The organism is Janibacter alkaliphilus (genome assembly GCF_013408565.1).
GTDB classification, from domain to species: domain Bacteria; phylum Actinomycetota; class Actinomycetes; order Actinomycetales; family Dermatophilaceae; genus Janibacter; species Janibacter alkaliphilus.
The window spans coordinates 1907882-1921104 of the sequence record NZ_JACBZX010000001.1 but is presented as its reverse complement, the minus strand read 5'-3'; the positions used below and the strand labels follow the sequence as shown (position 1 = coordinate 1921104).

The 13223-nt window shown below is 75.8% G+C and carries 9 protein-coding genes; 8 read left to right on the top strand and 1 reads right to left on the bottom strand.

The window, feature by feature from the left end; all coding sequences use genetic code 11:
• Positions 1 to 153: 153 nt before the first annotated feature.
• The 8 genes from BJY28_RS09350 to BJY28_RS09315 all read left to right on the top strand — a co-directional run bounded on the left by BJY28_RS09350 (position 154) and on the right by BJY28_RS09315 (position 11533).
• On the top strand, positions 154 to 1068 hold the full coding sequence (locus tag BJY28_RS09350) for a hypothetical protein (protein ID WP_179462766.1): 915 nt from the start codon (positions 154 to 156) through the stop codon (positions 1066 to 1068).
• Positions 1065 to 2348: a GNAT family N-acetyltransferase gene (locus BJY28_RS09345; protein ID WP_179462765.1), complete on the top strand. Its 1284-nt coding sequence runs from the start codon at positions 1065 to 1067 to the stop codon at positions 2346 to 2348. Before BJY28_RS09350 ends, BJY28_RS09345 begins: the two co-directional genes overlap by 4 nt.
• 101 nt (positions 2349 to 2449) lie before the next feature.
• Positions 2450 to 3979 carry a sugar transferase gene (locus BJY28_RS09340; RefSeq protein ID WP_179462764.1) on the top strand — a complete coding sequence of 510 codons (1530 nt, stop codon included), beginning with the start codon at positions 2450 to 2452 and terminating at the stop codon, positions 3977 to 3979.
• Complete coding sequence (locus BJY28_RS09335) at positions 3957 to 6131, top strand: glycosyltransferase (RefSeq protein WP_179462763.1); 2175 nt, start codon at positions 3957 to 3959, stop codon at positions 6129 to 6131. The genes BJY28_RS09340 and BJY28_RS09335 overlap by 23 nt, the downstream gene beginning before the upstream one ends.
• On the top strand, positions 6128 to 7564 hold the full coding sequence (locus BJY28_RS09330) for an oligosaccharide flippase family protein (protein ID WP_179462762.1): 1437 nt from the start codon (positions 6128 to 6130) through the stop codon (positions 7562 to 7564). The genes BJY28_RS09335 and BJY28_RS09330 overlap by 4 nt, the downstream gene beginning before the upstream one ends.
• Entirely contained in the window at positions 7561 to 9750 is a 2190-nt protein-coding gene (locus BJY28_RS09325; protein ID WP_179462761.1) for an O-antigen ligase family protein, read from the top strand. The genes BJY28_RS09330 and BJY28_RS09325 overlap by 4 nt, the downstream gene beginning before the upstream one ends.
• A complete protein-coding gene (locus tag BJY28_RS09320; protein WP_179462760.1) occupies positions 9747 to 10520 on the top strand; it encodes a polysaccharide deacetylase family protein in 774 nt (257 codons plus the stop codon). The genes BJY28_RS09325 and BJY28_RS09320 overlap by 4 nt, the downstream gene beginning before the upstream one ends.
• Complete coding sequence (locus BJY28_RS09315; protein WP_179462759.1) at positions 10520 to 11533, top strand: glycosyltransferase family 4 protein; 1014 nt, start codon at positions 10520 to 10522, stop codon at positions 11531 to 11533. The genes BJY28_RS09320 and BJY28_RS09315 overlap by 1 nt, the downstream gene beginning before the upstream one ends.
• A 292-nt stretch (positions 11534 to 11825) precedes the next feature.
• Here BJY28_RS09315 and BJY28_RS09310 read toward each other — a convergent pair whose 3' ends face one another.
• On the bottom strand, positions 11826 to 12986 hold the full coding sequence (locus BJY28_RS09310; RefSeq protein ID WP_179462758.1) for a malic enzyme-like NAD(P)-binding protein: 1161 nt from the start codon (positions 12984 to 12986) through the stop codon (positions 11826 to 11828).
• Between the last annotated feature and the right edge of the window lie 237 nt (positions 12987 to 13223).

The window sequence follows — 13223 nt, the reverse complement described above, 5'->3', positions numbered from 1 at the left end:
CGACACGCCGAGCCTGGCCCGTCCTGCCGGGCGAGAGCCTCGTCACGACCCGCGCTCGACGCGACAAGGCCCCACCTCATATGTCACGATCGGATCACGCCGGACGATCACCCTCGTCCTGGCACACCAGATTCCGGGGGTATTCGAACAGTGATGACTGCTGCACGCACGCAGTGGACCTTCGACGACATCGACAGCTGGGGGGACGGGCCGCACCGGGCGGCCCACCGGCTGCACGAGGACCAGGCCTGGTCGGACTCGGCGCTCGCGGCGCTGCTGGACCGGGTGCCGCGCTCGATCGTCCAGCCCTACACCATGGGCACCGACCCGACCCGTACCGACGAGTGGCAGCGCGGCGCGCTGACCGACCTGCCCGGTGCCGAGCTGCTCGACATCGTCGCCGGCGGCCGGCTGTGGCTCAACGTCGTCGGGGTCGGCCAGCACGACGAGACCATCGGTCGGCTGACCCGCGAGCTCTACGAGGAGATCGCCGAGCTGGTGCCGGGCTTCCGGCCGCTCTCGGTCAAGGCGACCCTGCTCATCTCCTCGCCGACGGCGCAGGTCTACTACCACGCCGACAACCAGCCGAACGCCCTGTGGCAGATGCGCGGCACCAAGCGGGTGTGGGTCTACCCCCGCGGTCCCCGCTTCGTCAGCCCGCAGCACCTCGAGGAGGTCGTCGCCGGAGCCAGCGACGAGCAGCTGCCCTACCGGGTCGAGCTCGACGAGCACGCCTCGTCGATGGAGCTCACCCCCGGGCAGGTGGCCTGGTGGCCGCAGAACTCGCCGCACCGGGTGGTCAACGTCGAGGGCCTGAACGTCTCGCTCTCCACCGAGCACCGCACCGCCGCCTCCACCCGGCGCGAGCAGGTCGTCGCCGGCAACCACTTCGCCCGGCACACCCTGGGTCGTCAGCGGCCCAGCGAGGCCGAGCACGGCCTCGGCACGGCCGGCAAGATCACCCTGAGCCGGGTGGCCCGCAAGGTGCGGCCGCGGCCCGAGGTCGCCGGCCCGCAGCCCTCCTTCACCATCGACGCCAGCGCGCCCGACGGCGTGCGGGCGCTGTGACCGCGGGCACCGCCCCGGCACCCACCACGCCCACCCTCGGCTCCCGGGCAGGAGTGCGTGCCGGCGACCCCGCCGACCCGCGCGAGCACCTCCTCGCGCTGCACGAGCACGCCCGTGTCCCGCTGGGCAGCCACGCCCGCGAGCTGCTGCCCTGGGCGGCCACCGCCGGCCGTGCCGTGAGCCCGCTGACCGTGGACCGGCCGGGTGCCGGGCTGGGCGCGGCGGCGCTGCTCGAGGAGCGCCGACGGCGCACCCCGCTGGGCGACCTGCGCACGGTGCGGCTGGCCGGGCACGGCCACCTGGATCACCAGCGGCTGGTCGCGGTCGACGCCGACGCCGCCGTGGCGCTGGCCGAGGCCCTGCTGGCCCGGCTGGGCCGCGATCGCGCCTGGTACGTCGACCTCGAGCAGCTGCCCGTGGACGACCCGGTGACGGCCGCGCTGCACGCGCGGACCGGCACCGCGCTGCTGACGCCCGGCGACCCGACGCCCCAGCTCGACTGGCCGCTGGTGCGCGACGAGCACACCTGGGCCCGCAAGAAGGCGCGGCAGAACGCCCGCCGGGCCGAGCGGGCCCTGGACGCCTCCGGCACCCGCTGGCAGGTGGACCGGCTCGCGGAGCCGGACGAGGTGCGGGCCGCGCTGCCGGAGACCCTGCGGCTGCGCCGGGCCCGGGAGCTCGCGCTGTCCCGCGCCGACGAGTTCGCCGACCCGCGACGGGCCCGGGCCCACACCGAGCTGGTGGCCGACCTGGCCGGGCGCGGCCAGGTGGAGCTGTGGCGCCTGGTCCACGACGGTGAGCTGCTCGCCTACCTGCTGGCCGCCCACGACCACGACCGGGTGCGGCTGCTGGACCACCGGATGCGGCCCGGCGCCGAGGGGCACTCCCCCAGCGACGTCCTCTTCGGCCGGGCCCTGCAGCGCTGGCACGCCGACCCCGCCATCACCGGCGTCGACTTCGGCCGCGGCCGGACCGGCCTCAAGCAGCGGCTGAGCAACAACGAGCTGCCCACCCAGCGGCTGCAGCTCTGGTCGCACCCGCGGCTCGCGGCTGCGCACCTGGGCGGCCGCCGCTGGGCCGAGCAGGCACGGCAGCGGCTCCGGGACACCCGGGACGCCTCGCCGGCCGCTCAGCAGCTGGTCCGCGCGGTGCGCCGCGCCCAGACCTACACCGGACCGTCACGACCACGAGGCACCGCCTCGTGGGGGGCGTCACCGCCAGGTCGTGACACGTCCCGGAGCATGTCGACCACGCCCGGAGGAGGTGTCCGCGCGGGCTGACCGCCCGCTCGGCCCCAGCGGTCGACACCGTCACGCAGGATCCCGCGGCTGACCGCCGTCGGGAACGCAGACACCGCTTGCTTTCTGAGGGGGGAGCACGCATGACGTCCACCACGGACCCCGTACGCCCGCAGCCGGCACCCACCCGGCGCCGGCTGCGCCTGCCCGACCGAGCACACCCGCCCACCCGGACCGACCACCCCGCCTGGCGCCGGATGGCCACCCCGCTGAGCCGACGACACCCGCAGCCGCCGCGACCCGTTGAGGGCCCCACCCCGAGCCCGGCGTCCCCGTCGACGCCGCCGGCGCGACAGCGTCGGGGCAGCCTGCTGCCGCTGCTGGCCGCGGACCTGTGGGGCCTGGTGGTCCTGGCCGTGCTCATGCCGCAGGACCTCGTCGGGTTGCTCGCCGTCGCCCTCGGCGTGCTGTGCGTCAACCGCGCCACCGGCCTCTACCGGACCCGCTTCACCGAGAACGTCCTCGACGAGCTCCCCCGCCTGCTGCTGGCCGCGGTCGCCGGCATTGCCGCGGGCGAGATGACCGTCGTGGTACCGGGCCTCAGCGGGCTGCCGCAGGCGCCGGTGCTGCTGCTGGCGGTGCTCAGCTCGATGGTCCTGGGCCGGTTCGTCGCCTACGCCCTGCGTCGCCGGGCGGTGCGCCGGCACCCGGAGCGGCGCACCCGGGTGCTCATCCTCGGCGACGGCCCGGAGGCCGTCGAGCTCGGTCGACGGATGATCGAGCGGACCCACGACGGCGTCGAACCGGTCGGGCTGCTGGGCGAGCAGGCCCAGCCGACCACCGATGGTCTGCCGGTGCTCGGCGGCTTCGACGACTTCACCGCCGTGGTCGCCCGGGAGCGGATCACCTGCGTCGTCTTCGCCTTCCCCCGGATCGAGGAGTGGCAGCTCGCCCGGACCATCCGCCGTGAGCAGCAGCGCCTGGAGGTCTACACCGTGCCGGTCGGCTACAGCCTCGGCGCGCCCGCCTCGGCGGCCCACGACCAGATCGCCGGCATCCCGCTGGTGGCCGTCGCCCCGGCCGAGCGCAGCGGCGCCGGCTGGCAGGTCAAGCGTGCCGCGGACGTGGTGCTCTCGCTCGCGGCGCTGCTCGTGCTCTCCCCGGTCATGCTGGCCACCGCCCTGGCGGTGCGCTGGGAGATCGGCCCGGGCGTGATCTTCCGCCAGGAGCGGATCGGCCGCGGCGGACGCCCCTTCACCCTGCTGAAGTTCACCTCGCTGACCCCGGCCGACGACGCCGAGTCCGCGACCACGTGGAACATCTCGCACGACGACCGGATCGGTCCGGTCGGGCGGTTCATCCGGGCCACCTCGCTGGACGAGCTGCCCCAGCTGGTCAACGTGCTTCGCGGCGACATGAGCCTCGTCGGGCCCCGGCCGGAGCGCCCGCACTTCGTCGACCAGTACCGCGAGGCCTACCCCGGCTACGAGGACCGGCACCGTGCCCCGGCGGGGCTGACCGGCTACGCCGCCGTGGAGGGGCTGCGCGGCGACACCTCGATCAAGGACCGAGCCCACCTGGACAACGTCTACATCGACACCTGGTCGCTGTGGTCGGACGCCAAGATCCTCATGAAGACGGTGATCAGCGTTGTACGCCGAGACGGTCGCTGAGACGACCCCCGACACCCAGGCACCCCCGACGCCGCCGGCGCCTCGCGCGCTGCGGGTGTGCGCGGTGCTGCCCTCGGCCACCCGTGGCGGTGCCGAGATCTGGATGGAGCGGCTGGCCGCCGCCAGCAGCCGGCTCGAGGTCGACGTGGTCACCCTCGCCGAGGGACCGGCGGCGCAGGCCTGGCGCGAGCGCGGGGTCCCGGTGACGGTGATCCCCACCGGCCGCCGGGCGAAGGGCGCCGCCGGCACCGTGCTGCGGCTGGCCCGCCACCTGCGCGCCGGCCGCCCCGACCTCGTGCTCGGCCACGGGGTCAAGGCCGGCCTGGTCGGGGCGGCCGCCGGCCACCTGTCGGCGACCCGCTCGGCGTGGGTGCGCCACGACGACTCCTTCAGCGGTCGCCCGGTGCGGCTGCTGGACCGGCTCACCGACGGCAGCATCAGCGCCGTCGAGCGGCTGACCGAGGACCGCGGCCACACCTCCGTGGTCGCCGGCCCGCCCCCCGTGCAGACGGTCCTGCCTCGCGAGCAGGCCTGCCACGAGCTCGGGCTGCCCGCGGACGGCGAGCGCCACCGGGTCGCCATGGCCACCCGCCTGGTGCCCTACAAGGGTGTCGACGACGCGATCGGCGCCCTGGCCGACGCGCCCCGCTGGGAGCTGCACGTCTACGCCCTGCCGGACGCCGCGCACCCGGAGGAGGCCGACCGGCTGACCCGGTACGCGCAGCAGCGGGGCGTCGCCGACCGGGTCCACCTGCACGCCGCGGTCGAGGACATCCGCGCCCGGCTCACCGCCTTCGACGCGGTGGCCGTGCTCACCCGCGACGACCCGGGCTCCGCCGTCAGCGGCGAGGCTTACGGCGTCTCCGCGCACGAGGCGATGGCCTGCGGCACGTCGGTGGTCTCCACCCCACCGCTGCACGGCCACCTCGGCCGGGCGGCGCTGCCGGTGCGGCCCGGCGACCCCGCTTCGCTGGCGGAGGTGCTGGTCCGGCTCGAGGACCCGGAGCTGCGCGCAGACCTGGGCAGCCACGGGCTGGCCCACGAGGCCTCGGTGCACCAGGACAGCGGGACGGACGCCCTGGAGCGCCACCTCGCCGAGGTCGCCCGCCGGCCCGGTGCCGGGCTCGCCGAGCAGCGACCGGTCTCGGTGATCACCACCGTCCTCGACGAGGCCGAGGGCCTCGACGAGCTGCTGCGCGCGCTGCGCCCGCAGCTGGGCGACGACGACGAGATCGTCGTCGTCGACGGCGGGTCCCGCGACGGCACGCTCAAGACCGGCCACCGCCACGCGGCGCAGGACCCGCGGGTGCGGATCGTCGAGACCGACGGCGCCGGGATCTCGCAGGGTCGCAACATCGGCATCGCCCAGGCCCGCCACGACCTGCTGGCCTGCACCGACGTCGGTTGCGACCCCGACCCCGGATGGCTGCCGGCGCTGCGCGCCGCGGGCGCCGACCGCCCGCAGGCGGGCCTGCTCACCGGTGTCTACGCGGTGACCAGCACCTCGGCGCTGCAGTCGGCGCTGGCCGTGACCGGCTACCCGATGGTCGACGAGCTGACCCACCCGAGCCCGCTCACCCGGCTGCACGGACGGCTCTTCGGGCGGTCCTTCGACGCGACGATGCCCACCGGCCGGTCGATGGCGGTCACCGCCGAGGCCTGGCGCGAGGCCGGGGGGTTCCCCGAGCACCTGGCTACCGGCGAGGACGTCACCTTCGGGCGGACGGTGGCCCGCACCCACGACGCGCACCTGGTCAGCGACGCCCTGGTCACCTGGGAGCAGCGGCCGACCCTGCGCAGCACACTGCGGATGTACTACCGGTACGGCCTCGGCTCCGGGCACTCCGGCGACCGCCGCCTGCTCGCCCGGGACGGCGCCCGGGCGCTGGCCTACGGCGCCGGCGGCGCCATGCTGCTGGCCGGCGGACCGCGGCTGCGCGGCCTCGCCGCGGCCGGCGCCACCCTCTACCTGTGGGTGCCGCTGCGCCGGGCGGCGTCCCGGCCGCACCCGATGGCCGTGACCGCGCTGGTCCCGCTGGTCACCGTGCTGCGGGACGGGGCGAAGGTGGCCGGCGCCGCCGTGGGTCTGCGCCAGGGCGCGCCTGAGGGAGCCGGCACGACGCCGACGACCACAGGCGGCCGGCCCGGGTGAGCCCCACGGACGCCCGCCGGATGACCCGCGCCGGGGTGACCCTCAGCGCGGGCGAGATCCTCGGCAAGCTGGCCACCCTCGCGATGCTCGGAGTGCTCGCGAGGGTCGTCGGCGTGTCCGAGTTCGGCGCCTTCTCCTTCGCCCTCGGGCTGGGGCTGCTGCTGTCCTCGGTCACCACCCTGGGCCTGGACCAGCGCCTGGTCCAGCTCGCCGGCGGCGAGCCCACCAGCCTGTCGGCCCGGTTGTCGTCGCTGCTGGCGATGCGGCTCGCGCTCACCCTGGTCGTCGTCCTCGGCGCGGCGCTGGTGCTGCGGCTGACCCTGGACGAGCCAGGACGCTGGGCGCCCAGCCTGGCGCTGGTCGTCGCGGCCTGCGCGGACACGGTCATCGAGGCCTTCCGCTCGGCCGCCAGCGTCCGGCACGTGCAGTCCGGACCCGCGGTGGTGCTGGTCGTGCAGCGCTTCCTCGCGCTGGGGCTGGTCGTGCTCGCCCTGCACCTGGGGACCGGGGTCGCCGGGGCGGCTGCCGCCTACTGCGCCGCCTCGCTCACCGGGGTGGTCCTGATGGCCGGCACCGCGCGTCGCCAGGCGGACGTCCGGCCCCGACCCGGGCTGGTCACCCGGGAGCACACCGCTGACTTCGTCAGCGCGATCCGGGTGACCGGACTGAACGACCTCGTCTCGATGGCCCTCTTCCGCATCGACGTCGTGCTGCTGGGCTGGCTCGCCGGCACCGTCGCGGTGGGTCACTACACCGCCGCCTACCGCCTCCTGGAGACCGTCCTCTTCATCAGCTGGTCGGTGGCCCGGGTGCTGCTGCCGGCGCTGTCCGACAGCAGCGCCGGCTCCCCGGACCGCAACCGGGCCGTCTCGGGGGCGCTCATCATCGTCAGCGCCATCTACCTGCCGTACGCGGCGGTGCTGCTCACCCGCGGCGACGAGCTCGTCGGCCTGCTCTTCGGGGACGAGTTCGGGTCGGTGGCGATCATCGCCTGGCTGGCGCTAGCGCCGCTCTTCTTCGGCATCGCCCAGGTGAGCCTCAGCGCCCTGCTCTCGCTGCGGCCCGACCCGGCGGTGCTGCTGGCCAGCAGCCTGGCCCTGGTGGCCAACCTGGCCATCGACCTGGCGCTCATCCCGGTCTGGGGGGCGCCGGCCGCCGCCGCCGCGACCACCGTCTCGTACCTGGTCCAGGCCACCGTGCTGCTGGTCGCGCTGCGGCGACGCTTCCCGCACACCCGGGTGCGCCGCAACCTCGTCCTGTCCGCCGGCGCCTCCGTGGTCGCCGCCGGGGTGATGCTGCTGCCGCTGCCGACGATCGTCGGGCTGGTGCTCGGCGGGCTGGCCTACGTCGCCGCCTGGGTGCTGGCCACCCGGCACCTCGACCCCGGCACCTACCGGATGGTGCGCGGCGTCATGGTCAAGGAGCCGGCATGAGCACCCTGGCCCCGACCGGGTCGCCGCCCGACACCTCGCCCCGACGGACCGGCGCCGCGGATCCGTCACCGACGCCGGGCACGACGCCCCCGAGCCCGCTGACCCCGCTGGTCACCGGCGCTCTCGTCGTGCTCGCCGTGGTCGCACCGTGGGCACCCGGCCTGGTGCTGCCGCTGAGCCTCGCGGTCGTCGTGCTGTGGCTGCTGCTGGTGCTCGACACCCGGCGCCAGCCGCTGCCGCCGCTGCTCGCGGTCGCGGCCGGCATCCCGCTGGCACAGGTGATCTCGTTGCCCACAGCGGTCGACCCGGCCCGCTCGCTGGTGCTCACCGGGGCGAGCATGCTCGGCTGGGGCACGGCCGCGGCCCTGGTGCACCTCGGACCTCCGGAGCGTCGTGTGGTGCTCTCGGCGGTGCTCGTCTCGCTGGTCGCCGTCAGCGCGCAGTCCCTCACCGGTCTCGGCGAGCTCTCCAGCAGCTCCGGCGGGGCGGTGGTCAGCGGCCGGCTGCAGGGCCCCTTCGCCCAGCCCAACGAGCTGGGCGCCTACACCATGCTCGGGCTGCCGCTGCTGCTCGCCGCGGCCAGCACGGCCCGGCGGACGGGCTGGCGCGCGGTCCTGCTGGTGGCCGCCGTGCCGGTGCTCTGCGCCCTGGCGCTCAGCCTCTCCCGCGGCTCCTGGGTGGGCGCGGTGGCCGGTCTGCTGGTGCTCGTCCTGCTGCTGCCGCCGGCCCGCGGCCCGGTGGCCGGGGGCGTCGGCGCGGTGGTGCTCGTGCTCGCCGGCCTCATGCTGCTCGGCGCCGACGGACCGGGCGGGGTGCTCATCGAGCGGATCAGCTCGCTGAGCGACCCCAGCGCCTCCCCCGACGACCACCGGCCGCTCATCTGGGCGATGGCGGCGTCCGCCGCCGCGGCCTCGCCGATCATCGGCGTCGGTCCGGGCGGCCTCGAGCAGATCGGCTCCGGGCCGGACTCGCCGCTGGTCGCCGAGCCTCCGCTGCACGCGCACAACCTCCCGCTCACGGTGCTCGCCGAGACCGGCGCGCTCGGCCTCGTCGTGCTGCTCGCCCTGCTCGCCGTGCTGCTCCGCCTGGTCCTGCTCGGTGCCTCCGGGCGCGGCCCGGGCTGGGAGCAGGCCGGCGCCCGGTGGGTGGCGGCCGGCGCGACGGCGGCGCTGTGCGGCGCCGGCGTCCAGGGGGTCATCGACTTCCCCTGGCGCAACCCGATCATCACCGCGACCACCTGGCTGCTGGCCGGGGCGGTCGCCGCCCTGCCCCTGAGCCGGGTCCGCGACGCAGCGTCCGGGACGCTGCCGGTCGTCACCCGGTCGAGAAGCACGTCAGTCGAAAGGACGGACATGAAGATCCTGCCCAACCGCGCGGACCGCGCCACCGAGGCACCGGCCGAGACCGGCCGCACCTCGGGGACGCCCGCCGACGCGGAGCCCCGGCCAGACCAGCCGCGCGCCGAGCGCACCGGGAGCGACCAGAGCGTGGCGAGCGCCGAGCGCACGGGGAGCCTGGAGGGCGCCGAGCGCCGCCAGAGCCACCTCCCCGAGGAAGAGCGCTCGCGCCCGCGCGGGGTCTCCGGGGACGACCCGGACGCCGGTGTCCCGGACGCCGACAGCGCCGACAGCGCCGGCGGTGCACGAGCGCCGAGGCGGCGGCGGGCGTGGCTGCTGCCCGCGATCCTCGCCGTGCTCGGCGCGGTTGCGGTGACCGTGGGTGTCGCCCAGCTGCCCACCCAGCAGCAGGCGGACGCCGTGGTCGGCCTCCGCAGCGAAGGGGTCTCCCAGGAGCAGGTGCCCACCAGCTCCGACGAGCTGCGCCTGATCGCCCAGCAGTACGCGGTGGCGCTGGCCGCGGACACCCAGGTGGAGGCGGCGGTCGCCGAGCTCGGGCTCGGTGAGGACGCCGGCGCCACGGCCGAGGTGGACCCGGACTCGACCACGGTGCGGATCTCGGCGACCGCCGACGACGCCGGGCAGGCCAGCCGGCTGGCCGACCGGCTCGTCGACCTGGCCGCCGACCGCGCCGAGGACGACCCCCAGGTGGCCGTCGTCCAGCTCTCCGAGCCGAGCCCGGACCACACCACGACCACCCCGTCCCGGCCGCTGTACCTCGCCGCGGGCTACGCGGTCGTGCTGGTCTGCGCGGTCGGGCTGTGGCTGCTGCGCCGGAGCGCCCGATGAGGCGCCGGCACCGCACCCTGGTCCTCATGTACCACGGCCTGGGCACCGTCCCGGCCGCGCTCGACCCGCCGAACAACTTCGTCCCGGTGGCCGCCTTCGCCGCCCAGATGGACCACCTGCAGCGGCGAGGGTTCACCGCGGTGGACGAGGCGACCTACCTCGACATGCTCGACGGCGGGCCCGGCCCGGCTCGGCCGGTGCTCATCACCTTCGACGACGGATACGTCTCGGTGCTCGAGGACGCCGCCCCGGTGCTGCAGCGTCGTGGGATGCCGGCGCTGTGCTACGTCTCCCCCGGCCTGTCCGGGCACGTGCCCGGGCCCGGCGAGTCGCCGGCCAAGCAGCTCATGGACGACGCCCAGATGCGGGCGCTGCCGGGTCACGGGATCGACCTCGGCTGCCACAGCTGGGTGCACGACTCGATGCGCGGCATGGCCGACCCGGCGCTGGCCCAGGCCACCACGGCGGCCCGGACCGAGATCTTCCGGATCAGCGGCGAGCACCCGCGGACCTTCGCCTACCCCTTCGGGCACCACGACTCCCGGGCCCGGGAGGCGGTGCGCACCGCCGGCTTCGAGGCCGCCTTCGCCACCTACGACGGGCACGGCCGGCACGCGCTCCCGCGGGTCGACGTCAACACCACCGACACCCTGCGCAGCTTCGACCTCAAGCTGCGGCGCGCCTACCCGGCCGCCCGGCAGGCGCTCTCCGCCGCGCCCGCCGCCCGCCGGCTGGCGCACTCGGTCGTCGGCTACGCCCCGAGGGCCTGATGCGTCGCGTCCTGCACGTCACCGACTGCTACAGCACCGGCGTCGGCCGGGCGGTGGACACCATCGTCGGGCTCAGCCCGGAGCACGAGCACCACCTGCTGTGGGCCGGCGAGGACGACCCCGCCGGCAAGGGCTTCGCCAGCACCACCGCGCTGCCCGGGTCGAGCCTGGCGCGGCTGCGGGCGGTGCGGGCCGCGGTCCGGGCCACCGGCGCCGACATCGTGCACGCGCACTCCAGCCGGGCCGGGGTCTACGCCCGGGCGGTCCCGGCCGGTGCGCCCGTGGTCTACCAGCCGCACGCCTACAAGCTGCTCGACCCCCGGCTGCCGCGGGCCGCCCGGACCGCCGTCGCCGCGGTCGAACGGGCGCTGGGCGGACGCACCGACCGGGTGGTCGTCCTCTCCGAGCAGGAGGCTCGGCTGGCGGCCCGACTCTCCCCCGGCGCCGGGCGCACCGTACTGCCCAACGTGCCCAGCCTGGCCTCCCCCGGGGTGCGTGCGCCGCAGCCGGACGGCCCGCGCCGCCGACGGGTGGTGATGTCCGGGCGGGTCAGCCCGCAGAAGGACCCCGGCTGGCTCGCCGAGACGGCCGAGCGGCTGCGGGAGCGTGACCCCGCGGTCGAGGTGCGCTGGCTGGGCAGCGCCGACGACCCCGAGCTGACCGCCCGGCTCGAGCGGGCCGGGGTGTCGGTCTCCGGGTGGCTGCCGGCCGACGCGCTGGTCGCCGAGCTGACCGCGGCCGGGGTGTACCTGCACAGCGCCGCCTACGAGGGCTTCCCGATCAGCGTGCTCGACGCGGCCTGGTGCGACGCCCCGGTGCTGGCGCGGGAGATCCCCGCCTTCGCCGGGACCGGCCTGCTCACCGTCGCCGACCCGGCGGCGGCGGCCGACCGGGTGCTCGAGGTGCTGGCCGGCGGAGCGGTGCGGGAGCGCGCGCTGCAGGGGGCACGCGACCTGCTGCGGGAGATGAACCCGCAGGTGCAGCGACAGCGGCTCGCCGAGATCTACGCCTGACCCGAGACCGGGGTGGAACGCGCAGGCCGCACCTGAGTGAGCGCATCTGGTCGCCTCGGGCCGACCCGAGGCAACCATCTGTGCTCAGTCACGAGCCCGAGCTGACCGGCCGCGAAGGGGGACGGCCGCACCACCCCCTTCGCCCTGCCGATCGCCACCCCACCCGCGAGAACCTCTCGCTCACCCGAGAAGCCTTCCGGGGTGAGCGAGCCTTTATCGGGTAACCCCATAAAGGGGTGGCGGGTGGGGCGTGGGCAGCCGGTGGGGTGACGGGTGGGGCGGCGGCAGCGGCTCAGCTGGCGTGCGCGGCGACTGCGGCGGCCACCGCCTCGGCGACGCCCTCCTGGAAGACCGGCGGCACGATGAGGTCCGCGCTCGGCTCCTCCACCAGGTCGGCGATGGCGCGGGCCGCGGCCAGCTTCATCTCCTCGCTGATCTGCACCCCACCGGCGTCCAGCGCACCCCGGAAGATCCCCGGGAAGGCGAGCACGTTGTTGATCTGGTTGGGGTAGTCGCTGCGGCCGGTCGCGACGATCGAGGCGTAGCGGTGCGCGACGTCGGGGTGCACCTCGGGGTTGGGGTTGGCCAGGGCGAAGATGATCGGGTCGGGGGCCATCGTGGCCACCTGCTCCTCGGGCACGGTGCCCCCGGAGACCCCGACGTAGACGTCGGCGCCGACGAGCGCGTCGCCCAGGCTGCCGCGCAGCCCGCGCGGGTTGGTGGTGTCGGCGAGCTGCTGCTTGTGGGCCACCAGGTCGGCCCGGCCGGGCTCGATGACCCCGCGCGAGTCGCAGACCACGATGTCGGTGACCCCGGCCAGCTGCAGCAGCTGGGTGACCGCGACCCCGGCCGCGCCGGCGCCGCTGACCGCGACGGTCAGCGAGGACATCGGCCGGTCCAGGACCCGGCAGGCGTTGATCAGGCCGGCGAGCACGACGATCGCCGTGCCGTGCTGGTCGTCGTGGAAGACCGGGATGTCCAGCCGCTCGCGCAGCCGCCGCTCGATGTCGAAGCAGCGCGGTGCCGAGATGTCCTCGAGGTTGATCCCGCCGAAGCTCGGCGCCAGCCGGACCACGGCCTCGACGAGCTCGTCGACCGAACCGGACTCCAGCGTCACCGGGATGGCGTCGACCCCGCCGAAGTGCTTGAAGAGCACCGCCTTGCCCTCCATGACCGGCATCGCGCCGAGCGGGCCGATGTCGCCCAGGCCCAGCACCGCGGTGCCGTCGGAGACCACCGCGACGGTGTTGTTGCGGGCGGTGAAGCGCCGCGACAGCGACGGGTCCTCCGCGATCGCCAGGCAGACGTCGGCCACCCCGGGGGTGTAGAGCAGGGAGAGGTCGTCCCGGTCACGCAGCGGCTTGGTGGCTCGTACCTCGAGCTTGCCGCCCTCGTGCGCCCGGAACGCGGCCGCGTCCAGGTCGAAGGTGGTGGTCTGCTCGGGCTGCGACACGATCAGGGACTCACTTTCCGTCCGGGCTTGCCGGGTGCCGTCATGGGCTCGTGGGGCGGCGCTGGCCGGGGGTGGCGGTCGCGCGGAGGGGGCCGGGTGGGACCGCTGGTCATCATGGCACAGCGGGCGCCCCCGCCCGCGACCCGTCCGTCACGGCTACCACCGGGGGTGTCGCAGCAGGCGCTCCGGGTGGTCGCGGGCGTATCCTCGCAGCGGCCCGCTCGTCGGGTCCGCACC

Coding starts and splice junctions, on each gene's coding strand:
- BJY28_RS09350 (WP_179462766.1), top strand. CDS start 154: ATGACTGCTGCACGCACGCAGTGGACCTTCGACGACATCGACAGCTGG.
- BJY28_RS09325 (WP_179462761.1), top strand. CDS start 7,561: ATGAGCACCCTGGCCCCGACCGGGTCGCCGCCCGACACCTCGCCCCGA.
- BJY28_RS09320 (WP_179462760.1), top strand. CDS start 9,747: ATGAGGCGCCGGCACCGCACCCTGGTCCTCATGTACCACGGCCTGGGC.
- BJY28_RS09340 (WP_179462764.1), top strand. CDS start 2,450: ATGACGTCCACCACGGACCCCGTACGCCCGCAGCCGGCACCCACCCGG.
- BJY28_RS09315 (WP_179462759.1), top strand. CDS start 10,520: ATGCGTCGCGTCCTGCACGTCACCGACTGCTACAGCACCGGCGTCGGC.